Consider the following 24,329-nt stretch of genomic DNA (forward strand, 5'->3'; position numbering starts at 1 on the left):
GGGCGACTCGGGGTTTTTGCGTTTATGATGAAAATTACTGCTAATAATAAAACCCTCGATCTTTCTCAAACCCATGTCATGGGTATTGTTAACGTTACCCCAGACTCTTTCTCAGACGGTGGTCAATATTGCCGTTTAGAAGATGCCCTCACCCAAGCTAAGCACATGATTGACGCTGGCGTCACTATTATCGATATTGGTGGCGAATCAACGCGACCAGGCGCACCCGATGTGGTACTTGAGCAAGAACTAGCGCGGGTGATTCCGGTGATCAAAGCGATTCGAGCTCAGTCTGATGTGTGGATTTCGATTGATACCAGTAAAGCCGAAGTGATGCGTCAAGCGGTTAACGCCGGGGCAGACCTGATTAATGATGTACGCGCACTGCAAGAGCCAGGAGCACTTGAGGTTGCGGCTCAAGCCGGTGTGCCTATTTGTCTGATGCATATGCAAGGGCAGCCAAGAACCATGCAAGCCAGCCCTCATTATGATGATTTACTTGCCGAGGTCGGTGAGTTCTTACAACAACGAATAGAGGCGTGTGAGGCGGTCGGTATTCATCGCCAGCAACTGATCCTAGACCCAGGTTTTGGTTTCGGTAAAACGCTTGAACATAACTATCATATGCTCGCCCACCTTGAGCAGTTTCATCAATTCGGTCTCCCCCTGTTAGCGGGGATGTCACGTAAATCGATGCTGTTTAAGCTGCTCGATAAAAAGCCGGCAGAGTGTGTCGCGGCCAGTGTCAGTTGCGCAACCATCGCCGCGATGAAAGGGGCGCAGATTATTCGCGTGCACGATTTTGAACAAACGCTTGATGCGATAAAAATAGTCTCAATGGTTAACGCTAACCGTTGAGCTGAGAAAAAAGATAAAGGAATCACTATGTCGACGAAAAGACGTTATTTTGGTACAGATGGGGTGCGAGGCAAGGTGGGTCAATACCCAATTACGCCAGACTTTGTATTAAAACTGGGTTGGGCTGCTGGTCGTGTCTTGGCTAAACAAGGCACAAAGAAGGTCATTATTGGTAAAGATACACGTATTTCAGGCTATATGCTTGAATCTGCCTTAGAAGCAGGATTGGCTGCTGCGGGGCTTAAGGCGACATTTACTGGCCCAATGCCGACTCCTGCGGTTGCCTACTTAACGCAGACTTTCCGTGCTGAAGCGGGGATTGTTATCTCTGCGTCACACAACCCATACTATGACAATGGTATTAAGTTCTTTTCGTCAGAAGGCACTAAATTGCCGGATGATATTGAGTTGGCGATTGAAGCTGAGTTAGACAAAGATATTGAGTGCGTTGAATCTGCGCTGCTAGGTAAAGCCAGTCGTCTCAACGACGCTGCTGGTCGTTATATCGAGTTTTGTAAAAGCACGTTCCCATCTGCGTTGAGTTTGGCGGGCATAAAAATCGTGGTTGACTGTGCTCATGGTGCGACGTATCACATTGCGCCAGCGGTGTTTAGCGAGCTAGGTGCAGATGTCATTGCGATGGGCGTTGAGCCGAACGGTATCAACATTAACGCTGAAGTAGGGGCTACTGATGTTCGTGCATTGCAAAAGCGCGTTGTTGAAGAGCAAGCGGCTCTTGGCCTAGCGTTTGATGGTGATGGTGACCGCATCATTATGGTGGATCACTTAGGTAACAAGGTCGATGGCGACCAAATCGCTTACATCATCGCGCGTGACGCACTGCGCCGTGGTGAGTTGAAAGGTGGTGTTGTTGGTACACTGATGACCAACCTTGGTATGGAAAACGGCCTAAAGCAGTTGGGTATTCCATTCGTTCGCGCCGCCGTTGGTGACCGCTATGTGATGGAGCAATTGATCGCCAAGGGCTGGAAGATCGGCGCCGAAAACTCGGGTCATGTGATTTTACTAGACAAAGTCACTACTGGGGACGCGATTGTGGCTGCGCTTCAGGTTCTTGCTTCGATTATTGATAGCAACATGTCATTGCATGAGCTCTCTCAGGGTATGACGCTTTACCCACAAGTTCTTGAGAATGTTCGTTTCTCCGGTGACTCTAACCCGCTAGAAGCTGACGCAGTCAAAGCCGCTGTGGTTGAAGTAGAAGCACAGCTGGGTGATAAAGGTCGAGTGTTGTTACGTAAATCGGGCACAGAGCCTCTGATTCGCGTGATGGTAGAAGGCGAAGATGCTCAATTGGTACAATCTTCTGCACTCAAGATCGCTGATGCAGTAAAAGCGAGTTTCTAATTGTAGTATCACTTTACCGCCACTTCGGTGGCGGTTTACTGATTAGGCCACGTTTGCCCATCTATCACGATTTTATGCTAGTATTCGGCTCTTCTAAGTAATGGCAAATTGTATGCAAATAGATCAGTTACCCTTGCTACATGAAATGGGCATTGACTACTACCAATTGGACCACCCTGAAAGATTGCAAGGTTACCAGGCTCCATCGATCACGATAGATCCATCTTGTCGATTGTTACTGGTTGCCCCCCAATGTCCCAGTGAAAAAAGTGCACAGCTTTTTGAGAGAGTACTCTCCAGTATCAATTTGACTTTGGCCGATGCGCGCTATCTCGTACCGAATCAACTCAGTCTAGTGACTCAACATAACCTTGAGTGGGTTTGGTTTGCAGGATGCGAAGTTGACGAGTCGATTAGTGCTAAGGCGCTAGTTTCTCCACGCTTAAGTGACATTGTTGGCAATAACCAACAGCGCCGAGCGCTGTGGCAACAAATTTGCTCGTATCAATAATTATGACATATTCAATCATCCCTTTAGCGAAGCAACACCTTGATCAAGTTTGGGCTATCGAGCGCGCCGCACATAGCCATCCTTGGTCTGAAAATATGATTCGTGATTTAAACAGCCGTGGTGGCTGTCACCATGTTTTGATCGATAGTAACGATACGGTTGTCGGCTACTACTATGCGCAAAATATTGTCGGTGAAGTCACTTTGCTCAATATTGCGATAGCAACGGACTACCAAGGCCAAGGACTCGGCAAGCAATTACTTAATGGCTTGCTTGAACAGTGTGAGGCGAGCAAAGCCGAAAGTGTTTGGCTTGAGGTTAGGGCAAGCAATGTCAGCGCTTTTCACCTATACCAAACACTCGGGTTCAATGAGGTGGATCGTCGTCGAAACTATTACCCCACCGCAACTGGCAAAGAGGACGCTATCATCATGAGTTATTTGTTGTTTTACTAGTTAGGCTATTTGGGCATTGCTTTAATCACACTTGGGTCTTCCACATCGTAGAAGTTTCTCTCAAAGCGTGAATTCAGCTCACTCGCTGGTAAGGGTTTATCAAACAGATAACCTTGGAACTGCTCACAACCTAGTTGCTTGAGTGCTCGAAGTTCAAACACATCCTCTACTCCTTCGGCGATGACCTCTAAGTTTAAGCGTTGTGCGGTCATAATAATGGTATCGACGATCGCTTGGTCGCTTTCATCCAAATGCAGTTGGGTGACAAAAGATCGATCAATCTTAAGCACATCGACCGAAAGGTGCTTCAAATATCGTAAGGACGAATAACCGGTACCAAAATCGTCAATCGACGTTTTTAAGTTGTGTTGTTTTAACTCGGTCATTTTTTCAATTGCGGCCTCGACATTTTCTAGCAGTAAGTTTTCAGTAATTTCCAATTCGATATGATGACCATCAATGCCAGCTTGAGCCAACGAGTCGACGATATGCTCAACGAAAGAGCTTTTCGAGAACTGCAACGGACTGATATTGATCGCTAATCGGCGAAACGTGTCTGGTAATATCCCCTGTTTGAGCCAGTGAGCGTACTGATAGCAAGCTTGCTCAATAATCCAGTTACCAATTTGCAGAATTTGACCGGTTTCTTCGGCTATCGGCATGAATAGCCCTGGCGGTAGTAGCCCTTTTTCTGGATGGTTCCAGCGGATTAATGCTTCGACCCCAATAATTCGATGTTGTGCATCCACCTGAGGCTGGTAGTAGAGCTCTAATTGACCTTTATTGAGTGCTTCGTGCAGCCCTTTTTCTATCTCAAGGAATGATTCTACCTGAGCTTGCATCTCGGGTTCGTAAAAGGTGTATTTATTACGACCAGCCACTTTGGCGCGGTAGAGCGCAGTATCGGCTTGTCGAAGGAGATCGATATTGGTGCAACTTGTGGTTGGGAATAGGGATATGCCAACGCTGACAGTGCAGTACAGTTGGTGATCGTCAATAGAGTAAGGGTTGGAAATTAACGCCAAGAGTTGCTTGGCTAACTCTTCGGCTTTTTCACTGTCGACGTTGGGCAGCAATAGGGCAAACTCATCGCCACCGATGCGTGCCGCGGTGTAGTCACTTTTTATCCAAGCTTCAATTCGCATCGAAATCGCTTTAATCAGGTTATCGCCAATGGTATGGCCAAGAGAATCATTGATGGTTTTAAAACGGTCAAGGTCGAGGTAAAACAACGCACCGCTAAGTTGGCTGTTACGGCTATCGTCAATCGCTTTCCCTAGCATTTGTAGCAGTAGACTACGATTGGCTAGCCCCGTTAACGAGTCGTAGTAGGCTAGCTGGTTTAACTTAACTTCAGCGGCCTCACGCTCTTGCCACAGGGTATGGAAGGTCTTAGCTAATTGCCCCAGCTCGTCGTCACGGTATTGAGTAGGCGGTGGAATATCTTTGCTTGCCCCTTGCAGTGAGCGAACCCAGTCAATCAAGGTCACTAGCGGTTTAGAAAGCTTCTGGTAAAAAAACAGCAGCAGAACCGTGGTAAGAATAATATTACGCAGTAAATCAAACAGTAAAATGCGGGTGGTTTTATTAATAAAATCTTGCGCGATATGTGCGCCATTAACGGAAAACGTAAGGCTACCGACGACGACATGTGAATTGGGTTGATGTAATTCAGAGGTGAACGTCGGCGTGGTTGGGGTAAGGTACGAAGAGAGTGCCTCAATAAAACTGTTTTTGGTCGAGATATCACGCTTTTGGGCGGTCAATACATCGCCAAAGTCATCAACAATCTCTACGCTATACACCGCATTGTCCATCATCAGGCTCGACGCCACTTGCTTAGCGAGCAACTGGTTAAGATGGTAGGCCGCTTGACTGGCATTCGAGTAGTTTTGTAACAGCTTAAATTGGTAGTGTTCTTGAATGCGTTTTTGCTCCTGATGGAGATCCACCAAAATGTGATACAAGCTGAAACAGATGCCTAGAATAACCGAAACTAGAAACACCGTTTTTGCTTGGCGAAAAGCTAATGAGTTGACTTTTTTGCTTTGTTTCATAGTTTCAAGCGGCTCCCTCTACTTCTTTAGTTATAGCTCATTTTTATTGATAATTTAAACTATAGAAAAATAGCGCGTGTTTTTAAGTCATTTTGCACAGTGAAGTTGCCCATTAAGCCAATATAAGCGAGAATACCGCGCAAATTCGAATCGAACCGCTAGAGCTAGAATCAAGCGCTCGTCTCCTCTAGCCCAAAGACAGAAGAAGACCTTTTGATGTCCAATACTCCTTTTCTTGACCAAGTCTCTAAACGTAGGACTTTCGCTATTATCTCGCACCCGGATGCGGGTAAAACCACTATTACTGAAAAAGTACTATTGTTCGGACGCGCGATCCAAACGGCCGGTACCGTAAAAGGTCGTGGTTCAGCGCAGCACGCTAAATCTGACTGGATGGAGATGGAAAAAGAGCGTGGCATTTCGGTAACAACCTCGGTAATGCAGTTCCCTTATAACGAGTGTTTGGTCAACTTACTTGATACTCCGGGACACGAGGATTTCTCTGAAGATACTTATCGTACTCTTACAGCAGTAGACTCATGTCTGATGGTGATTGATGCGGCAAAAGGTGTCGAAGATCGTACTCGTAAATTAATGGAAGTTACTCGACTTCGTGATACGCCTATCGTCACCTTTATGAACAAATTGGATCGAGATGTACGTGATCCGATGGAAGTGCTGGATGAAGTTGAAAGCGAGCTCGGCATGGCTTGTGCGCCAATTTCATGGCCGATTGGTTGTGGTAAAGAATTTAAAGGGGTTTACCATATCCACCGCGATGAGACTATCTTGTATGAGTCTGGTCATGGTCACGAAATCCAAGACGTTCGCATTATTAAAGGGTTAGACAACCCTGAACTTGATGTCGCTGTTGGTGCTGATTTGGCCGAAAGTGTCCGTGAAGAGTTAGAACTGGTGATGGGGGCATGCCCTGAGTTTGATTTAGAGCTGTTCTTAGCCGGTGAATTAACGCCAGTTTATTTTGGTACGGCATTAGGTAACTTTGGTGTTGACCATATGCTTGATGGCCTGACCAAGTGGGCACCAGCGCCTCAAACTCGTCAAGCGAATGAGCGTCCGGTCGAAGCAACAGAAGAGAAGTTCTCTGGCTTTGTCTTCAAGATTCAAGCCAACATGGATCCAAAACACCGTGACCGTATTGCCTTTATGCGAATCGTATCAGGTACATACACTCAAGGTATGAAGATGAACCATGTTCGTCTCGGCAAAACCGTCAGTATCTCTGATGCGGTGACCTTTATGGCAGGTGATCGTTCTCGCGCTGAAAAAGCTTACGCGGGCGATATTATTGGTCTGCACAACCATGGAACCATTCAAATTGGCGATACCTTTACTCAAGGTGAAGAGCTTAAGTTTGCCGGTATCCCCAATTTTGCGCCAGAGCTGTTCCGTCGCATTCGTTTAAAAGATCCACTGAAGCAGAAGCAGCTGCTTAAAGGGTTGGTGCAGTTGTCAGAAGAGGGCGCCGTGCAGGTATTTCGTCCTCTGCAAAACAACGATCTGATTGTGGGCGCGGTAGGTGTACTTCAGTTTGATGTGGTTGTGGCTCGTTTGAAAGCGGAATACAACGTAGAAGCGATCTACGAAGGGGTTAACGTTGCTACAGCACGTTGGGTTGATTGTGAAGATGGTAAGAAGTTTGATGAGTTCCAACGCAAGAACCAAGCTAACCTTGCCCTTGATGGTGGTGATAATCTCACCTACATTGCGCCAACCATGGTCAACTTGAACTTAGCCAAAGAGCGTTTTCCAGAAGTGGAGTTCCGTGCGACTCGCGAACACTAATCTTCTTCAGCTTTGAAGATAAATAATGTAAATACCGTCTTTGTTAAGGCGGTATTTTTTTGTTTGGAGATGAGAACGGGCTTCGCTCAATCAGCGGTCATGTTGATAAATGAGCCAAAAGTTGTGGGCAGTTGTGGCTCTCGTTGTACTCTAATGATGATTAAAAAAAAGGGTTGGAACAATGTACCAACCCTAGAAACTTTCTCGCTATTTTTTCTTTTTCGCGCTTTTCTTTTTACTTTTAGCGGGCGTCTTTTTGCTGTCTTCTTTTTTCTTGTTCTTCTTCTTAAACACTGGCTTCTTGTGTTTAGGACGCATCTCTTTAATAAAGCGCTCTTTGATCTCTTCTTTAGTGTAACGTATCACGCGGTCAATCATTGGTTGATCGTGCGCTTCGACAAGTGAGACTGCACAGCCTTTTTTACCTGCGCGAGCGGTACGACCGATACGGTGCAAGTAGACATCGGCACTGCGCGGCATATCATAGTTAATCACATGGCTCACGTCAGGGAGGTCGATACCACGCGCCGCAACATCTGTGGCGAGTAACACATTGACACTGCCGTCACGGAAGCGGCTGATAGCGTTATTACGTCGATCTTGTGGCATTTCACCTTGGATCCACGCACAAGCTATATTCGCTTTTTCCAATTCGATACGCAGTTCAGCCAAACGCTCTCGCGTTTTCAAAAACACAATTGAGCGCTCTGCTTGATCTGTCAGAATCTTTTTTAACAGCTCAAGTTTGTGTGTCATATCATCGGCACGGTGGTACCACTGTGCAATTTTTTTGCGTTCACGGCGTGATGGTTCTGCATCAAGTTCAGCCGGGTTCTTGAGTAGGTCTGCAGTAAAGCCCTCTACACCTTTGCCCTCTAAGGTGGCAGAAAATAGCAGAGTCTGTTTACGCCAGCGACATTCGTGCGATAGTTTATCGACGATTGGACCAAAGCCCATGTCAAGCATGCGATCGGCTTCATCAAGGATCAGCCACTCAATTGCTCGACAATCAAAGCGCTCTGAATTGATATATTCCATCAAGCGCCCTGGCGTTGCCACGACAATATCCTGCGTAGTCGCAAGAATGTTGGCATGTTCTTGATACTGAACGCCGCCGGTGATGGTAAAGATGTTGAGGGTCGTATGTTTTGCCAACTCACGTGCTTGATCGGCAACTTGCATCGCCAATTCACGAGTAGGTGTCAGAACCAGTACACGAGCAGGCCCAGGCTTACGGCGCGGGAAATCTTGTAAAAACTGCAGAGCAGGCAGAATAAATGCCGCTGTTTTACCGGTTCCTGTTGGCGCTGAAGCTAAGATATCTCGACCATCTAGCGCTTGTGGAATCGCTTCCGCCTGAATTTGTGTTGGGCGGTCATAACCCATTTCTTCTATCGCGAGAAGTAGGTTAGGGTCTAACTCTAATTCGGCAAAATTTTTGATCACTATGATGTCTCCACAAGCCTGTTGGGATGAGCAATAAAACAAGGGGCGTATTATAGAGTGATCGGTGACAAGGATCACACCTTATTTTCTACATATTAAGATAAAACGCTTTGGTCAATTGAATAAAGTCTGCGCTGTACCCGTCATTATCGGAAATGAGCAATGATTGATACTCGGGTGTACTTGCTTGCTTACTTAATTCTATCAGTAAGCGATGAACAGGTTTATGTTGATTTGGTTGCACGTCGCAGCGACGTTTTAGCTGCCAACCACACGTTAATGCCGCTTGAATAAATTGCTCTCCTTCCGTGATCGGCAGAATAAAGTGAGCACTGCCATCGGCGGCGAGTAACTGCCAGCATTTATCCAGTAGCGCTTGATGGTCAAGCGTAACAGTATGTCTTGCGGTTGCACGCGAGTGGTCTTGCGCCTTTGCGCCGTTGTTAAAATAAGGTGGGTTACAAATAATCGCACTAAAAAGTTTATCGCATGGAAAATTGAGGACATCACCTTGATGTAGCTTTAAACGTTTAGCCCATGCTGACTGAGAAAAGTTAATCTGAGCGGCGTCAAGGGCGTGCGGATCGATATCAATCGCTTCAATTGACCATTGTGGATAGCGCTGGGCACACATTAAGCTCAGTAAGCCAGTGCCAGTGCCGATATCGAGTAGATTGCCCTCCTGAGTAAGGTTGACCCAAGAACCAAGCAAGACGCCATCAGTGCTCACCGGCATGCCAGAATATCCGCCATCGATTCTAAATTGTTTGAACTCAAAGCTTTTGGTTTTTTTCATTTCTACATACGTTCGTCGGCTAATAATGGGATATTGAGTTATTTGATCTGTTGTTAATTGTTTGTGTGGTGATTTGTACTGCCTGTTGGCTGTTTGTAATCAAATTTGATTAGTTTATTGGTCTGGTTATTTTTGAAAAGCTAGATAAATACACTGCTTTTTTGACTTATTTATAAATTTATATGGCGTTTTTCGCCTTTGGGTTGCGACTTGGTGAGGATTTCGTCATCATGCGCGCCTATTTTTTAAGAGTGTGCGCTATGTCTCAACACTCATGCAACACAACATCAATTAAATTATAAATAAAAGGGTCGACAGTGAATCAGACTTTAAAACTAACAGATATTATTGCGGTAGGCTTTATGCTTTTCGCGTTCTTTTTAGGTGCAGGTAATATTATATTTCCACCACTTGCAGGACAACTCGCAGGGGATAATTTACTCGCTGCGATGAGCGGCTTTTTAGTGACAGCGGTAGGCCTACCACTTGTCACTATTATTGCCATTGCCGTTGCGGGTGGTTCATGGGAGCATTTGACCAAAGATCTACCAAAACGCGGTGCAACCATCATGGCTGTGTTGATCTTCATTATCATTGGTCCAGCGTTTGCTGCGCCACGTACTGGCTTGGTCGCTTATGAAATGGCGGTTAAACCTTTCTTCATTGATGCTGCGCAGTCTCACTTAACGATTTTTTCGATGCTCTTTTTTGCTGTCGCGATGTTTTTTGCTTGGTCACAAGGCAAATTAATTGATGTGATTGGTAAAGTGTTAACGCCTGTGCTGTTTCTTGGCTTGATCGTTTTAGCGGTTGCGGTGTTTGTTGATCCACAAGGTGAAATGATTGCTGCACAAGGTGAATATCTAACGCATCCATTGCAAAAAGGTTTCCTTGAAGGTTACAACACCATGGATACCTTTGGTTCACTAATGTTTGGTGTATTGATTGTTGATGCGCTGCGTCAAAAAGGCATTACTGATCAAAAAGCGACCTCAAAATACTTGATTAGCGCTGCGTGTATTGCAGCGACTGGCCTTGCGTTTGTGTATATTTCACTGTTCTACTTAGGTGCGACGAGCGCTGCTGTTGCTGCAGGTGCGGACAACGGTGGTGTGGTGCTGAGCCTTTACGTGCAATCACTGTTTGGTCCATACGGTCAAATCGTATTGTCAATCATTGTGCTATTGGCCTGTTTAACAACGGCGATTGGCCTGATCTCAGCATGTTCTGATTACTTCAGTTCACTGACGCCAATCTCGTATAAGAGTTGGGTGGTCATTAACGGTGTTGCGTGCGCGGTGGTTGCGAACGTTGGCCTTTCTCAATTGATCTCGCTCTCTGTGCCCGTGTTATTTGCGCTTTATCCTGTGGCAATTGCCTTGGTTGCTTTGACGTTCTTACGTCCAAAAATGCCAAATCCACAAGCGGCTTATCGTGTGGTTATTCTGGTCTCTTTATTGTTCGCACTGATTGATGCTGCCAAGGTTGCGGGTGTTGACGTGTCGGCACTTTCGATGTTGCCACTATTTGATATCGGTATGGGTTGGTTACTGCCAACGACGGTTGCCATTGTTGCGATGTTCTTCGTTGGTAAAGTGGAGCAACCAGAACTGGCTCAGGACAACGCATAATTCGTCTTGTAGCGTCTTGTAGCAATACTGAAAAATCCCCTCTCACGTCAGGCGTGGCAGGGGATTTTTTGTCGCTATGGATTTTCATTGACGTTTAAAAAATTCCTGTATCTTCATCACACTTTTCAGTACAATTCTCCGGTTAAATTCTACTCATAAATGTTGAGCAAACATGTTTGAAATCAATCCTATTAAAAACCGCCTGAAGGACGTGTCTGAGCGCACTAATGTCCTGAGGGGGTATCTTTGACTATGACGCCAAGAAAGAGCGTTTAGAAGAAGTCAACGCAGAACTAGAGCAACCCGATGTATGGAACGAACCTGAGCGCGCGCAAGCGTTAGGTAAAGAACGTTCTTCACTTGAAGCGGTTGTTGAAACCATTGATCAGCTTGAGCAAGGTGTTGAAGACGTTGAAGGTCTACTCGAACTTGCTGTTGAAGAAGAAGATCAAGAAACGTTTGATGAAGTTGAACCTGAGCTTGCTGAACTTGAAGCTAAGCTCGAAAAGCTGGAATTTCGCCGTATGTTCTCTGGTGACCATGACTCATCGGATTGTTATATCGATCTACAGTCAGGTTCTGGTGGTACAGAAGCGCAAGACTGGACTTCAATGCTATTGCGGATGTATTTACGCTGGGCTGAAGCGAAAGGCTTCAAAACTGAAGTGATTGAAGTTTCTGAAGGCGAAGTCGCGGGCCTAAAAGGTGCCACGGTGAAGGTCTCTGGTGAGTATGCTTACGGCTGGCTACGTACTGAAACTGGCGTACATCGTTTGGTTCGTAAGTCTCCGTTTGATTCAAGTGGTCGTCGTCATACTTCGTTTGCTTCTGCGTTTATTTATCCAGAGATTGATGACAACATCAACATCGACATTAATCCGTCTGATTTACGTATTGACGTATACCGTGCTTCGGGCGCTGGTGGTCAGCACGTCAACACGACTGAGTCTGCTGTGCGTATTACTCACGTACCGACCAATACCGTGGTGCAATGTCAGAACGATCGCTCTCAGCATAAAAACAAAGATCAGGCAATGAAACAGCTTCGTGCGAAACTGTTTGAACTTGAGATTCAAAAACAGAATGCCGAGAAGCAAGCCAATGAAGATGCGAAGTCTGATATAGGCTGGGGAAGCCAGATCCGTTCTTACGTTCTGGATGACTCACGTATCAAAGACTTACGTACCGGCGTTGAAAACCGTAATACTCAAGCGGTTCTTGACGGCGACTTAGACAAATTTATCGAAGCTAGCCTGAAATCAGGTCTTTAAGCTTTTCACCGACACTCAAGCGAAACAGGATACATCGAAAATGACTGATGCTGTTCAAAACGACACCGAACAAGAAGCCCAATCACCTGAAGAGAATAAGCTGATTGCTGAACGCCGCGCGAAACTGGACGAGATTCGCAAGGGCTGTAAAGCCAACGGCCACCCAAACGACTTCCGTCGTGACGCATTGGCGGGCGACCTGCAAAAAGAGTTCGGTGACAAGAGTAAGGAAGAGCTAGAAGCGCTTAACCACGTGGTGGCGATTGCTGGTCGTATCATGGCAAAGCGTGGTCCATTCCTCGTTATTCAAGAGACATCTGGCCGAATTCAAGCCTATGCAGCAAAAGATGTTCAGAAAGCGCTCAAAGAGCAGTATCAAGGTCTTGATATCGGTGACATCATCGGTGTTAAAGGTGCGCTACATAAATCAGGTAAAGGCGATCTTTACGTTAACATGGAAGAGTATGAGCTGCTGACCAAAGCGCTGCGACCTCTGCCAGAGAAGTTCCATGGCCTGACTGACCAAGAGATGCGTTATCGCCAGCGTTACGTTGATCTGATTGTCAACGAAGACTCACGTCACGCGTTTATCATTCGTTCTAAGTTGGTTTCAGCGATTCGTAACTTTATGAGCTCAAAAGGTTATCTAGAAGTTGAAACGCCAATGATGCACGTGATTCCTGGTGGTGCAACAGCGCGTCCATTTGTCACTCATCACAACGCGCTCGATATCGATATGTTCTTGCGTGTTGCGCCTGAACTTTACCTCAAGCGTTTGGTGGTTGGTGGTTTTGATCGTGTATTCGAAATCAACCGTAACTTCCGTAACGAGGGGCTTTCTCCGCGTCACAATCCTGAATTCACTATGATGGAATTCTACCAAGCTTACGCTGACTACAAAGATCTGATGGATCTAACTGAAGAAATGCTAAGCACAGTGGCGATGGAAGTGCTTGGTTCAACGTCGATGCCTTACGGCGAAGAGACGGTTGAGTTTGGCGGTACTTACGCGCGTATGAGCATGTTTGAAGCGATCAAACACTACAACCCTGATCATGCAGAAATCCAAGCGTTAACGGAAGCGGACTTACAAGACCGTGAGAAGATGGTTGCGATTGCGAAATCAGTCCATGTTGACGTAGAACCATTCTGGACATGCGGCCAATTGCTCGAAGAGATCTTTGGTGAAACCGCTGAGCCTCAGCTTATGCAGCCAACCTTCATTACTGGCTACCCAGCGGACATTTCGCCGCTGGCACGTCGTAGCGATGATAATCCATTCTTTACCGACCGTTTTGAGTTCTTTATCGGTGGTCGTGAAGTGGCGAATGGCTTCTCTGAGCTTAATGATGCCGAAGATCAAGACGCGCGCTTTAAAGCGCAAGTTGACGCAAAAGATGCTGGTGACGACGAAGCAATGTACTACGATGCCGACTACATCACCGCTCTTGAGCATGGTTTGCCACCAACAGCTGGTCAGGGCATTGGTATTGACCGCCTCGCGATGTTGTTTACTAATACGCATACTATTCGTGACGTGATCCTATTCCCAGCGATGCGTCCACAAGCTTAAGTCTTAAGTGAAAGCACTATAATAAAAGCCATCTTCGGATGGCTTTTTTCGTTTCTGCTATTAAGCGATAGAGCGGCAATCTGACCGATTTGTGAAATCCTATCCAACAACCTTTATCGAACTCTGTTTGGTATGTGTTTTAAAGTGCGATATTAGCCGCAAAAAATGTTGTCGTGTTTTTCTCTATGTATGGAAAAAAGGCAATTTCGTCACTAGTCTTATTATTGAGACAGACTCTTGAGTCCAGTCTCTATAATGTAACAACATCACAGAGACTATGCCTAAGTAGGTATGGCATTGACATTATAAATAATAAGGAACAAGCGTCATGCGTAGTCAATTCCGAATGGACTCCGTTCCCGGTTCTTTGGTCGTGGTAGGGGGGACCTACGAACCATGGCTTTCTGTACTAGAACAGGTTGGGTGGCGATGTACTCAATGCGGTGATTTACGTAAAGCGGATGCTCTCTTCACTGAAACGGGGCCCTGCATCGGCATTGTCGATCTCAGCCATGATGAATTCAGTTTAAATGGCATTGCTAACTTGGTGAGTAAGCACAAGCAAGTGCGCTGGTTAGCTTTTATTCGTGAGTCTCAACTGAGTTCTGATACCATCTGTCAGTTTATCGTTAACTTCTGTATCGATTTCTTTACAGCGCCAATTCCTGATGCACAACTGCTCAGCACCATTGGTCACCAGCTTGGTATGCTCAAACTAGAAAAGAAAGTGTGGCCACATTATGGCAATCAGAGTGATATGGGGCTTATCGGTGACTCTATGCCAGTCAAACGTCTACGCGATCAAGTGAAACGCATTGGACCAACTGATGTCAGCATTCTTATTTATGGCGAGAGCGGCACAGGTAAAGAGACGGTGGCACGGGCGGTGCATCGTACATCGGCAAGAGCAAATAAAGAGTTTATTTCGGTGAACTGCCGTGCAATGTCAGAGCGCCGGATTGAAAGTGATCTATTTGGTATTAATCGTGAAGATCACAGCGAGCCATCGATTCTCGAGAAAGCCGATGGCGGAACGATTTTGCTTAATGACATTTTGACACTACCGAGCTCGCAGCAATACAATCTATTGCGCTTCTTGCAAGAGGGGATGGTTGACACGCCCTCGGGGCGAAAAGAAGTGGATGTACGTGTATTGGCGGCAAACTCAGCCGATATTGAAAAGGCATTGATAGATGGTGACTTTAATGAAGAGTTATACCACTACATTAATGTTTTACGCATCAGTGTACCGAGTCTAAAAGAACGATCAGGTGATGTAACGATACTCGCACGCCATTTCTTGCAAGAGTATTCCAAAGAGTACAATGCTCAGGCTCGCAGTTTTACCGAAGAAGCCAGTCGTGCGCTGGCTCGTTATCATTGGCCAGGCAATGTCCGTGAACTGATGAATCAGATCAAACGAGTAGTGTTGATGTCAGAAACGGTAATGCTCGACGAGTGTGATTTAGACTTGCCAAAACGCAGTGAAAATCGACGTAGTCTTAAAAGCATTCGTGAACGTAGTGAGCGTGATGCATTGTTGTTGGTTTTGGAGTCCCACTCTGGGCAGGTTTCGATGGCAGCCAAAGAGTTAGGTGTTTCGCGTGCCACCATGTATCGATTATTAAACAAGCACAATCTGATCACAGACATTGCTGTGTAATTGATTGTTTTGTAGTTAAAAAAGCCACAAATTGCTATTTGTGGCTTTTTTATATCTAAAAATAATTCACCAATATCCACATATAACCAAGGTGAATATCTTATTTTGTTTAAGTTACCTGGCGAGATTTTAGTTGATCTCGTCGTTTTGGTTATATTGATGATAAAGCAGTTGAATAAATCATCGCTGAGGTTAGAATTTAACCATGAGCTAAAGGCTCATACCCATTCAACTTCGGATTAATTACATTTTAGCTTAGGAGGCGCACCATGAACCACTTCACCGTTCAAACTACAGTTTGCGCTTCTCACGATCTATTCATCATTGCGCTGGCTGCGAATAAATTCGCGTCTGCCATGTCTGATCGTAAGTTAAATAAATCATGTAATTAGCCCGTATCCTTTTATTTTTAATTGGCTGCGGAAAAGCAGCGAATTAAAAGTGTTTTGATAAGCTCGTAATCGTTGTCTTTTCCCAGTCTCAATCCAACTGGAGAAAAACCATGAGTCATTCTGTATATCTAAAACTTGCCACACTATTGATTAAGGCTGATTTACGTCGTGAAGATCGTCAATGGAAACGCAAAATAAGACGTGATGCTTACCAGCTCCCTTGGAACAATGCTTATCTACTAAAAGATATTGGCCTTGAACAAGATGGTCGTCCAATCGGCACGTCTGAACCTGACATCGTTAAAGCCAAGCGTCGTGTTCGTCATCTTCGTCGAGTGCTGAGTGCGCGAATACCGACGTAATCTCAAGGGGCAGGTTGCTTCACCTGCCCCGTATCATCTAAGGACAAGGGTTGGAATACGTCGTACCAATCTCTTGAATACCTTGAAGCAACTCATCTGACAATACGACATCTAAACTATCAATATTGGCTTTAAGCTGATCCAGATTTGTCGCCCCAATGATGTTGGCGGCGACAAATGGTCTCTGGTTGACAAAGGCAAGAGCCATTTGTGCCGGGTCAAGACCATGAGCTTTCGCTAAATCCACGTACGCTTTGGTAGCTTGCTCCCCTTGCGGAGTAAAGTAGCGCACAAAACGTTCAAACAACGAGCAGCGTGCATCTTTTGGCCTTGCTCCGTTTAAATATTTGCCACTTAAGCAACCGAAAGCGAGCGGAGAGTAGGCGAGCAGTTGTACTCCCTCATAGTGACTAATTTCTGATAGCCCAACTTCAAAGCTGCGGTTAAGCAGATTGTATGGGTTTTGGATAGAAACGATACGTGGAAGGTCATGTTTTTCGGCTAAACGCAGTAAAGACATCACGCCCCATGGTGTCTCATTTGATACACCGATATAGCAAATTTTTCCCGCCTTGATAAGCTCTGCCAACGCCTCTAATGTTTCAATCAGGGTTACTTCTTGCTGTTCATCAGGGTATGGGTAGTTGAGTTGACCGAAGCAGTTGGTTTGACGTTGTGGCCAATGCAATTGATAGAGGTCAACGTAGTCGGTTTGCAGACGTTTGAGACTGTCATCAATGGCGAGATGAACATTGCGCCGATCTAAACTCATGTTGTCGCGAATATAAGGCACATTACGTGGGCCAGCGATTTTTGTTGCCAGTACCACTTTTTCGCGCTTGCCGGATTTGGCCAACCAGTTGCCGATATATTGTTCGGTTAGCCCTTGGCTTTTCCCACTTGGTGGAACTGGGTACATCTCTGCGGTGTCGATAAAATTGACCCCACGTTCCAACGCATAATCAAGCTGGTCAAAGGCTTCTTGTTGCGTGTTTTGCTCACCAAAAGTCATGGTGCCAAGACAGATCTTACTCACTTCCAATGTTGAGTGAGGTAACTTGTTGTATTGCATAGATCTTCCTTGTCGTAACAGTTCAAGTGATCCCACTATAGGGGATTTAAGTAGAAGATGAAAAGAGGCTTGTGCAACAAATTCGCAAAATGCTTAGGGTTGGCTAATACTCAATAGTGGAGGTGAACTATGCAAAAAAGTCAGTTAGACAAATGGATCCATGGTCAACATAAGGAAAGTTATCAACCACCAAAGGTGTTTGTTATCAGCTGTTCTGACCTGTCACACTACTTGCTTGCGGTGGAGTACAAGCACAAACTCGAACCGATTCGAGTCGATGATAAACCCGTTCACTTTGAATCTCTAGAACGGGTCAAAGAAGAACTACAGCGTCTCGGTGTCGAGCGGGCATACCTAAGGCTGCATAACGCTTACGATGAGTGTGGGGCTTGCGATGGTCCGATGTTCCATGATCTAGAATTGCCAATAACCACTCATTAAACAAAGTTTTGCTCTAATAGCTGCGCGGTGAATTGGGTTCTTAAATAGAACCCTCTTGGCAGCGTCTTTATTGGTTTACCGCTCGCGCCATAAGCTTCAGTTAACACTCGGCCATTGGCCGCTTTTGGCCTCAATTGCATGACCTCACCGTGACGGGCGTTGATATGTTCAACACGCCCAAGCACGATCATTTCCATTAACTCTTCCCAATCTGCTTTTAACTGCTGCTCTTGTTCTTGAGTGGGAGACCAAATAAGTGGAGAGCCAACACATCGCTCTCCAAGAGGGATCTCTCGCTCTCCTTCGACTGGTACCCATAACACTCGAGACAGTTTATTGCGCACATGACTGGTTTCCCATGTTAATCCGTGAACACCAATTAATGGCGCGACACAGACAAAGGTCGTTTCAAGGGGTTTACCACTGTAGCTGATAGGAATGGTCTTTAGTTCTATTCCGAGCTGTTCGAAATCTTGCTGTGGTTTACTTCCTGCGCTCGCCCCTAAATGCCATTCAAGCAGCTGGCCCACCCAGCCTTTATCGCGGCGTAAATCGGGCGGGACATCAATTTTAGCTTCATCGGCGAGCTCTTGAAAGCTGATGCCAGCGATACTGTTCGCTCGTGTTAGTAGTTCTTGCTCTGATTGGGGTTCAGTCTTCATGATCATTGATAACTCATAGTGCTGGCGCCTATTGTAACCTAACTTGAGTAAATATCGACTGAAGAGATATTGATCATAGTGGAGAAAAGATCATCAACCAGCGACTTATCCACAAGATAATGACGTTATAAAGGAAAAAAAACCGAGTATGTATGAATTAACAGTGGTTTTTGTAGTGAAAAGTGGTTGAAATTTCGATTTTAAGCTCAGGGTTGATGTGGTGGTGTGGATAAATACAAGCGTGGTGGATCTTTGACCGATCTGTGGGTGGGGATTATTTCTGGTGATTTTTTGCCTGATGTTCATGAGGGTTTTACGATAACATTATGAAAATAAAATAAAAATAATAACCTTCTTGGTGCGGTGTTAGAATTAAAAAAGAACGATGATGTTTAAATGATCAGTTGCGCGCGTATTTTTCACATGGTTATACACAGAAAAGGTGAATAAATGTGGACTAGGTCTCATCCTTATGTGAGTAACCAAGGTTTTGATTAAAAGTTATCCATAATAGCTGTGTATAGTCATATTTTCTGTGTGAGTCACACTAGTAAGTTTGCTCATATTGGGGATATGTGGAAAAATCACTGTAATTAAAGATTTTATTAGAGGTTGGCCAGTGATAGATGGCGACGGTTACCGCTTAAATGTCGGTATTGTAATCTGTAACAGCCATGGTCAGGTCTTCTGGGCAAAACGATACGGACAACACTCTTGGCAATTTCCCCAAGGTGGGATTGATGAGGGGGAAACCCCAGAACAGGCTATGTATAGGGAACTATATGAAGAAGTTGGCCTGACCAAAAAAGACGTGAAAATCGTCGCGACAAGTCGTCACTGGTTAAGATATAAGTTACCAAAGCGCCTTGTTCGTTGGGATTCAAAACCGGTTTGTATTGGCCAAAAACAGAAATGGTTTCTATTGCGCTTGGATTGCGATGAATCTCGTATCAACATGCAGCGTGGTAATTCCCCTGAATTTGATGGTTGGCGTTGGGTAAGTTATTGGTATCCTGTCAGACAAGTGGTTTCTTTCAAGCGTGATGTGTACCGTCGAGCGATGAAAGAGTTTGCCTCAATGGCAATGCCATTCAAAGAACGCAGAACAAAAGGCAAACGTAAACACCGAAGAGGGTAGACATGCTTTCTCAACTAAGGGAAATAGTTGAACAAGTTTCTAAGGTCGATGAAGTTCATCAGGCATTAGACATCTTGGTAAAACAAACATGCAGTGCGATGGACACTGAATGTTGTACTGTCTATTTAGCAAATGAAGAGATGCAGCGCCTAGAGTTAATGGCAACTCAGGGGCTGCGCTTTAAAGGCGACAAAATTCATATCGGCTTTAACGAAGGCTTAGTCGGCTTAGTTAAACGCAGCGCAGAGCCTCTTAATCTGGCCGAGGCCTCAAAACACCCAAACTTTAAGTACTTTTCTGTGCTAGGCGAAGAGCTTTATCAGAGCTTTTTAGGCACCCCCATCATTTATCGCAAGCAAGTGTTAGGTGTGTTGGTCGTCCAGCAAAAAACGCCGCGCCAGTTTAACGAGATGGAAGAGTCGTTTCTCGTCACTCTTGCCGCGCAATTGGCGGTTATTATTGCCCATGCGCAAACTCAAGGTCACTGGCGACTAGAAAAAAAACAGCAAGCGATTAAAGGTGTTCCTGCCTCATCTGGGGTCGCGATTGGCGAGTTGTGGTGGGACGATACTCAACCCGATCTCGCCTATGTTTATCCTGCTTCTACCTTAGATGTTGAGCGTGAGCAAGAGTGGTTACTGCTGGCGATTGAAGAGGCGTTGGGTGATTTTCGTCGTATGCGGAAAAAACTCGATAGTGAAATCAACAAAGACGCGTTAGCGATATTTGATCTCTTTACTCACTTACTTAATGATCCTATGTTGCGTAAGGATCTCAAAGCACAAATCCAGAAAGGCGATCGGGCAGATTGGGCACTCAGACAAGTCGTCGAGTCTTATTCGAACCGATTTGCGCGGATGTCCGATGTCTATTTACGCGAACGAGCGCAAGATATCCGTGAACTTGGTCAGCGGTTACTTTTTTTCCTCCACAATACCGAACAAGATCGTCAGGTGCTCGATAAGCCAGTGATCTTAGTCGTGCGTGAGCTCACGGCCTCACTGCTTGCGTCGGTCCCCAAAGACATGCTGTTAGCGGTGATTTCTCTTGAAGGGGCCGCTAACTCACACGCCGCGATTTTATCTCGTGCGTTAGGCATTCCTGCGGTTATGGGAGCCAATTTCAATCTTAAGGCAGTCAATGGTAAGCAAGGGATCGTTGATGGTTACAGCGGTAAAATCTTTGTTTCTCCAAGCCGTCAACTGTTACGTGAGTACCGCGCCTTAGCTGATGAAGAGCGAGATCTGGCGAACATGGTCAACTCTCGCATTGAGCAGCCAGCCTTCACTAAAGATGGCCAACGTATCGAAGTGATGCTCAATGCCGGGCTCAGCGCGGATACCAACATTGCCATTAACCTAGGGGTTGATGGGGTTGGGTTGTACCGTACCGAGATCTCTTTTTTACTTCAACATCGTTTTCCATCTGAAGAAGAACAAACACAGCAATATCAAGCCGTCCTGGGTAGCTATCCAGACAAACGAGTGGTGATGCGTACCTTGGATGTCGGTGGTGATAAAGCGCTACCTTATTTGCCCATTGAAGAAGACAATCCGTTCTTAGGTTGGCGAGGCATTCGGTTCACCCTTGATCACCCTGACATCTTCCTGATGCAAATTCGCGCCATGATACGTGCCAGTGCTCAGCATCAAAATTTAAGTATCTTGTTGCCGATGGTCTCGGGAGCGCAAGAATTGGATGACGCCATCGAACTGATTGAAAGGGCTTATCATGAGGTCTCTGAGCAAGACTCACGAGTCAAAATGCCAGAGCTTGGCGTGATGATTGAAGTCCCTTCGATGATCTACTTGTTGCCGTTAATTGCCGATAAGGTCGATTTTGTCTCGATTGGGACCAATGATTTAACCCAGTACCTTCTCGCGGTTGACCGTAATAATGCCCGAGTGGCTGATGTCTATGAATCGTTGCATCCGTCTGTGATCATGGCACTGCGCCACATTCATCAGAGCTGCCAACAGCTCAATCTACCCGTTTGTATTTGTGGAGAGCTGGCCGGTGATCCTATCGGGGCACTGCTTATGGTCGGGCTTGGCTATCGTAGTTTAAGTATGAACACTTCCAACGTAGCAAAGGTGAAATATTTACTGCGCCATACCGAAATCGACGAGCTACGCCACCTTGCTGACAAAGCACTGATGCAAGCTTACGGCAAGGGCATATATACTATGATGCAGTCATTTTTCGAAGATAAAGGTTTTGCGGGCTTTATTCGTGCGGGTAACAAATAAGGGTTAATGTGTCGTTAGAATTACTGTTGTCATTTATGCTGCTCGGTGCGTTCGTTGGAGTCATGGCAGGCTTGCTTGGTATTGGTGGAGGGTTGATTGTTGTGCCTGCGCTGCTGCTGCTGCTACCGATGGCCGGTATTGATGCTAGTGTTAGTATGCAGATAGCACTGGCGACGTCACTGGCGAGTATTATTGCCACGTCAGGTTCGTCGGCATTGAACCACTTTAAGCTCGGCAACGTCGATATGTTTGTAGTTAAGTGGCTAATGCCTGGTGTGATCATTGGCGGTTTCTTTGGTGCCAATCTAGCCGAGTGGATACCCTCACAGTACTTACCGAGGGTGTTTGGCGTGATTGTTTTGCTGCTTGCCATTCAGATGCTGTTTTCCATTCGAGGTAAAACGACCAAAGTGATGCCAGGCACCGCCGTGACTATGGTCTATGGTACTGGCATCGGTGTAGTATCGAGTCTCGCAGGTATCGGCGGTGGTTCCCTATCAGTGCCCTTCTTAAATCGCCATGGGATCGAGATGCGTAAAGCCGTCGGGTCATCCTCTGTTTGTGGTTGCATGATTGCCATTTCAGGCATGTTAGGTTTTATTCTCCATGGTTATCAGGTTGAGGATTTGCCGCTTTACAGCATTGGTTATGTTTACCTGCCTGCGTTGGTTGCAATCGCCTCTACTTCGATGTTGACGACACGCATTGGCGCGAAATTAGCAACGTCACTTCCCACACAGACGCTTAAAAAAATATTTGCGGTGTTTTTAATGTTTGTTGCAGGAACTATGTTGCTGTAAAACACTCTGATCTATACGCATCGTAACAATTAAAAAATTTCATAAGATAAGAGTAGTCTTCCTATGTCTCAAGGTTATTTAACTTTCCCCAACATTGATCCCATCTTGGTATCAATCGGTCCTCTTTCCATCCGTTGGTACGGTTTGATGTATCTGGTTGGTTTTGTCTTCGCTTTGTGGCTTGCCAACCGACGTGCGGATAAATCGGGTAGTGGTTGGACACGCGAACAGGTTTCCGATCTGCTATTTGCTGGCTTTCTAGGTGTCGTTATTGGTGGGCGAGTTGGTTACGTTATGTTTTATAACTTCGACCTGTTCTTACAAGATCCGCTGTACCTGTTTAAAGTGTGGACTGGTGGAATGTCATTCCATGGTGGTTTACTTGGTGTGATCACGGCAATGGCTTGGTATGCCAAGAAGAATGGCCGCACTTTCTTTGGGGTTGCTGATTTTATTGCGCCACTTGTGCCGTTTGGTTTAGGCATGGGACGTTTAGGTAACTTTATGAATAGTGAGTTGTGGGGGCGTGTGACTGATGTGCCATGGGCATTTGTTTTCCCAAATGGCGGTCCGCTTCCACGCCACCCATCGCAGCTGTACGAGATGATGCTTGAAGGGGTGGTGTTATTCTTCATCATTAACTGGTTTATTAAAAAACCGCGTCCACTTGGTTCGGTTTCAGGGATGTTCTTAGCGGGTTACGGAACCTTCCGTTTCCTAGTAGAATACGTTCGCGAACCTGACGCGCATTTGGGCTTGTTTGGCGGCTTTATCTCAATGGGACAAATCTTGTCACTGCCAATGGTCATTATCGGGATACTGATGATGATTTGGGCCTACAAACGCGGTCATTATAAAGATGAACTCCCACAACAAACGAAGTAAGGAATTGGTGTGAAACAGTATTTAGATCTCTGTCAGCGTATCGTTGACCACGGTGAGTGGATTGAAAACGAGCGTACTGGCAAGCGCTGCCTAACGGTTATTAATGCCGATCTAACGTACGATGTGGCCAACAATCAGTTTCCTTTAGTGACGACCCGTAAGAGCTTCTGGAAAGCGGCGGTTGCCGAGTTACTCGGTTATATTCGTGGTTATGACAATGCCGATGATTTTCGCCGATTAGGTACCAAAACCTGGGACGCTAACGCAAACCTCAACCAAGCATGGTTAAATAATCCTTACCGTAAAGGTGATGACGATATGGGCCGAGTTTATGGGGTACAAGGTCGTGCTTGGGCTAAGCCTGATGGTGGTCATGTCGATCAACTCCGTAAAATTGTTGATGACTTAACCCGTGGTGTCGATGATCGCGGTGAGATCTTAAACTTCTATAACCCAGGTGAGTTCCACATGGGGTGTTTACGCCCTTGTATGTACAGCCACCACTTCTCCCTATTAGGGGATAGGTTATACCTGAACAGTACTCAGCGCTCGTGTGACGTCCCGCTTGGTTTAAACTTTAATATGGTTCAGGTTTACGTTTTCCTTGCGATTATGGCTCAGATTACAGGTAAGAAGCCTGGGCAGGCCTATCATAAGATTGTTAATGCACACATCTATCAAGATCAGCTTGAGTTGATGCGTGATGTCCAGTTGCAACGCGAACCTCTTAAAGCGGCAACCTTCCATATCAACCCAGAGATAAAGTCTCTTGAAGACTTAGAAACTTGGGTTACTTTGGATGACTTTTGGGTCGAAGGTTACCAACATCATGATCCTATTCGGTACCCGTTCTCAGTGTAACTGTTGAGTTATATTGTCTAAACCGCCTATCG

Annotated in this window: 21 protein-coding genes; 16 read left to right on the forward strand and 5 right to left on the reverse strand. The window is 45.8% G+C overall.

Annotated elements, in window-relative coordinates:
• Nucleotides 1–27 precede the first annotated feature (27 nt).
• The 4 genes from folP (at nucleotide 28) to rimI (ending at nucleotide 3,192) form a co-directional block, all read left to right on the forward strand.
• Complete coding sequence (gene folP / locus ViNHUV68_RS02375) at nucleotides 28–858, forward strand: dihydropteroate synthase (RefSeq protein ID WP_391090244.1); 831 nt, start codon at nucleotides 28–30, stop codon at nucleotides 856–858.
• 27 nt (nucleotides 859–885) lie between these two features.
• The gene (gene glmM / locus ViNHUV68_RS02380) at nucleotides 886–2,226 is read left to right on the forward strand and encodes a phosphoglucosamine mutase (protein ID WP_391089131.1); all 1,341 of its coding nucleotides are present in this window, start codon (nucleotides 886–888) and stop codon (nucleotides 2,224–2,226) included.
• 112 nt (nucleotides 2,227–2,338) lie between these two features.
• Complete coding sequence (locus ViNHUV68_RS02385; RefSeq protein ID WP_391089133.1) at nucleotides 2,339–2,737, forward strand: DNA polymerase III subunit psi; 399 nt, start codon at nucleotides 2,339–2,341, stop codon at nucleotides 2,735–2,737.
• Between the two features lie 2 nt (nucleotides 2,738–2,739).
• Nucleotides 2,740–3,192, forward strand: coding sequence for a ribosomal protein S18-alanine N-acetyltransferase (rimI, locus tag ViNHUV68_RS02390; RefSeq protein WP_391089135.1), 453 nt, complete (start codon nucleotides 2,740–2,742; stop codon nucleotides 3,190–3,192).
• A gap of 5 nt (nucleotides 3,193–3,197) precedes the next feature.
• On the opposite strand, the gene ViNHUV68_RS02395 is transcribed toward rimI, so the two are convergent.
• A complete protein-coding gene (locus ViNHUV68_RS02395; RefSeq protein WP_391089137.1) occupies nucleotides 3,198–5,249 on the reverse strand; it encodes an EAL domain-containing protein in 2,052 nt (683 codons plus the stop codon).
• A gap of 216 nt (nucleotides 5,250–5,465) precedes the next feature.
• On the opposite strand from ViNHUV68_RS02395, the gene prfC reads away from it, so the two are divergent.
• The gene (gene prfC / locus ViNHUV68_RS02400) at nucleotides 5,466–7,055 is read left to right on the forward strand and encodes a peptide chain release factor 3 (protein WP_038173904.1); all 1,590 of its coding nucleotides are present in this window, start codon (nucleotides 5,466–5,468) and stop codon (nucleotides 7,053–7,055) included.
• Nucleotides 7,056–7,262: 207 nt separating this feature from the next.
• On the opposite strand, the gene srmB is transcribed toward prfC, so the two are convergent.
• Nucleotides 7,263–8,501, reverse strand: coding sequence for an ATP-dependent RNA helicase SrmB (srmB, locus tag ViNHUV68_RS02405; protein ID WP_391089139.1), 1,239 nt, complete (start codon nucleotides 8,499–8,501; stop codon nucleotides 7,263–7,265).
• An 88-nt stretch (nucleotides 8,502–8,589) separates the two neighbouring features.
• On the reverse strand, nucleotides 8,590–9,297 hold the full coding sequence (locus tag ViNHUV68_RS02410) for a tRNA1(Val) (adenine(37)-N6)-methyltransferase (protein ID WP_038173907.1): 708 nt from the start codon (nucleotides 9,295–9,297) through the stop codon (nucleotides 8,590–8,592).
• 317 nt (nucleotides 9,298–9,614) lie between these two features.
• Between ViNHUV68_RS02410 and brnQ the strand changes: the two genes are divergently transcribed.
• The 5 genes from brnQ to ViNHUV68_RS02435 all read left to right on the forward strand — a co-directional run bounded on the left by brnQ (nucleotide 9,615) and on the right by ViNHUV68_RS02435 (nucleotide 16,189).
• Nucleotides 9,615–10,928 (forward strand): branched-chain amino acid transport system II carrier protein, encoded by a 1,314-nt coding sequence (brnQ, locus tag ViNHUV68_RS02415; protein WP_391089141.1) that lies wholly within the window; start codon nucleotides 9,615–9,617, stop codon nucleotides 10,926–10,928.
• A 172-nt stretch (nucleotides 10,929–11,100) separates the two neighbouring features.
• A protein-coding gene (gene prfB / locus ViNHUV68_RS02420) for a peptide chain release factor 2 (protein ID WP_157631141.1) occupies nucleotides 11,101–12,199 on the forward strand; the annotation gives its coding sequence in 2 pieces (ribosomal slippage) (nucleotides 11,101–11,175 and nucleotides 11,177–12,199; 1,098 coding nt in all).
• 40 nt (nucleotides 12,200–12,239) lie between these two features.
• Nucleotides 12,240–13,772 (forward strand): lysine--tRNA ligase, encoded by a 1,533-nt coding sequence (lysS, locus tag ViNHUV68_RS02425; protein WP_038173910.1) that lies wholly within the window; start codon nucleotides 12,240–12,242, stop codon nucleotides 13,770–13,772.
• A gap of 328 nt (nucleotides 13,773–14,100) precedes the next feature.
• Nucleotides 14,101–15,435, forward strand: coding sequence for a cyclic-di-GMP-binding transcriptional regulator VpsR (vpsR, locus tag ViNHUV68_RS02430; protein ID WP_038173912.1), 1,335 nt, complete (start codon nucleotides 14,101–14,103; stop codon nucleotides 15,433–15,435).
• Between the two features lie 502 nt (nucleotides 15,436–15,937).
• Entirely contained in the window at nucleotides 15,938–16,189 is a 252-nt protein-coding gene (locus tag ViNHUV68_RS02435) for a DUF1127 domain-containing protein (RefSeq protein ID WP_391089144.1), read from the forward strand.
• A gap of 37 nt (nucleotides 16,190–16,226) precedes the next feature.
• Here ViNHUV68_RS02435 and ViNHUV68_RS02440 read toward each other — a convergent pair whose 3' ends face one another.
• Nucleotides 16,227–17,261, reverse strand: a complete 1,035-nt coding sequence (locus tag ViNHUV68_RS02440) for an NADP(H)-dependent aldo-keto reductase (RefSeq protein ID WP_391089146.1) — start codon at nucleotides 17,259–17,261, stop codon at nucleotides 16,227–16,229.
• 129 nt (nucleotides 17,262–17,390) lie between these two features.
• On the opposite strand from ViNHUV68_RS02440, the gene ViNHUV68_RS02445 reads away from it, so the two are divergent.
• Nucleotides 17,391–17,702: a DUF6482 family protein gene (locus ViNHUV68_RS02445; protein WP_391089148.1), complete on the forward strand. Its 312-nt coding sequence runs from the start codon at nucleotides 17,391–17,393 to the stop codon at nucleotides 17,700–17,702.
• Here the strand turns inward: ViNHUV68_RS02445 and mutH are convergent.
• Nucleotides 17,699–18,364, reverse strand: a complete 666-nt coding sequence (mutH, locus tag ViNHUV68_RS02450; protein WP_391090247.1) for a DNA mismatch repair endonuclease MutH — start codon at nucleotides 18,362–18,364, stop codon at nucleotides 17,699–17,701. The two genes, ViNHUV68_RS02445 and mutH, sit on opposite strands and share 4 nt — an antisense overlap.
• 619 nt (nucleotides 18,365–18,983) lie before the next feature.
• Here mutH and rppH point away from each other — a divergent pair.
• The 5 genes from rppH (at nucleotide 18,984) to ViNHUV68_RS02475 (ending at nucleotide 24,297) form a co-directional block, all read left to right on the forward strand.
• The gene (rppH, locus tag ViNHUV68_RS02455; RefSeq protein WP_038173918.1) at nucleotides 18,984–19,502 is read left to right on the forward strand and encodes an RNA pyrophosphohydrolase; all 519 of its coding nucleotides are present in this window, start codon (nucleotides 18,984–18,986) and stop codon (nucleotides 19,500–19,502) included.
• Nucleotides 19,503–19,504: 2 nt separating this feature from the next.
• Complete coding sequence (gene ptsP, locus ViNHUV68_RS02460) at nucleotides 19,505–21,751, forward strand: phosphoenolpyruvate--protein phosphotransferase (RefSeq protein ID WP_391089150.1); 2,247 nt, start codon at nucleotides 19,505–19,507, stop codon at nucleotides 21,749–21,751.
• A 35-nt stretch (nucleotides 21,752–21,786) separates the two neighbouring features.
• Nucleotides 21,787–22,551, forward strand: a complete 765-nt coding sequence (locus ViNHUV68_RS02465; protein WP_157631146.1) for a sulfite exporter TauE/SafE family protein — start codon at nucleotides 21,787–21,789, stop codon at nucleotides 22,549–22,551.
• Nucleotides 22,552–22,614: 63 nt separating this feature from the next.
• Complete coding sequence (gene lgt / locus ViNHUV68_RS02470; RefSeq protein WP_038173922.1) at nucleotides 22,615–23,436, forward strand: prolipoprotein diacylglyceryl transferase; 822 nt, start codon at nucleotides 22,615–22,617, stop codon at nucleotides 23,434–23,436.
• A 9-nt stretch (nucleotides 23,437–23,445) separates the two neighbouring features.
• Complete coding sequence (locus ViNHUV68_RS02475; protein WP_391089152.1) at nucleotides 23,446–24,297, forward strand: thymidylate synthase; 852 nt, start codon at nucleotides 23,446–23,448, stop codon at nucleotides 24,295–24,297.
• Nucleotides 24,298–24,329 lie beyond the last annotated feature (32 nt).

The sequence above is a fragment of the Vibrio sp. NH-UV-68 genome (genome assembly GCF_042940635.1).
GTDB classification, from domain to species: Bacteria; Pseudomonadota; Gammaproteobacteria; order Enterobacterales; family Vibrionaceae; genus Vibrio; species Vibrio pacinii.

Bases quoted from the DNA above. Each gene is read 5' to 3' on its own strand.
- vpsR (WP_038173912.1), top strand. From the start codon at position 14,101: ATGCGTAGTCAATTCCGAATGGACTCCGTTCCCGGTTCTTTGGTCGTG.
- prfC (WP_038173904.1), top strand. From the start codon at position 5,466: ATGTCCAATACTCCTTTTCTTGACCAAGTCTCTAAACGTAGGACTTTC.
- ViNHUV68_RS02440 (WP_391089146.1), bottom strand. From the start codon at position 17,261: ATGCAATACAACAAGTTACCTCACTCAACATTGGAAGTGAGTAAGATC.
- ptsP (WP_391089150.1), top strand. From the start codon at position 19,505: ATGCTTTCTCAACTAAGGGAAATAGTTGAACAAGTTTCTAAGGTCGAT.
- glmM (WP_391089131.1), top strand. From the start codon at position 886: ATGTCGACGAAAAGACGTTATTTTGGTACAGATGGGGTGCGAGGCAAG.
- ViNHUV68_RS02410 (WP_038173907.1), bottom strand. From the start codon at position 9,297: ATGAAAAAAACCAAAAGCTTTGAGTTCAAACAATTTAGAATCGATGGC.
- ViNHUV68_RS02385 (WP_391089133.1), top strand. From the start codon at position 2,339: ATGCAAATAGATCAGTTACCCTTGCTACATGAAATGGGCATTGACTAC.
- ViNHUV68_RS02395 (WP_391089137.1), bottom strand. From the start codon at position 5,249: ATGAAACAAAGCAAAAAAGTCAACTCATTAGCTTTTCGCCAAGCAAAA.
- rimI (WP_391089135.1), top strand. From the start codon at position 2,740: ATGACATATTCAATCATCCCTTTAGCGAAGCAACACCTTGATCAAGTT.
- lysS (WP_038173910.1), top strand. From the start codon at position 12,240: ATGACTGATGCTGTTCAAAACGACACCGAACAAGAAGCCCAATCACCT.
- mutH (WP_391090247.1), bottom strand. From the start codon at position 18,364: ATGAAGACTGAACCCCAATCAGAGCAAGAACTACTAACACGAGCGAAC.
- ViNHUV68_RS02445 (WP_391089148.1), top strand. From the start codon at position 17,391: ATGCAAAAAAGTCAGTTAGACAAATGGATCCATGGTCAACATAAGGAA.
- lgt (WP_038173922.1), top strand. From the start codon at position 22,615: ATGTCTCAAGGTTATTTAACTTTCCCCAACATTGATCCCATCTTGGTA.
- folP (WP_391090244.1), top strand. From the start codon at position 28: ATGAAAATTACTGCTAATAATAAAACCCTCGATCTTTCTCAAACCCAT.
- ViNHUV68_RS02465 (WP_157631146.1), top strand. From the start codon at position 21,787: ATGCTGCTCGGTGCGTTCGTTGGAGTCATGGCAGGCTTGCTTGGTATT.
- ViNHUV68_RS02435 (WP_391089144.1), top strand. From the start codon at position 15,938: ATGAGTCATTCTGTATATCTAAAACTTGCCACACTATTGATTAAGGCT.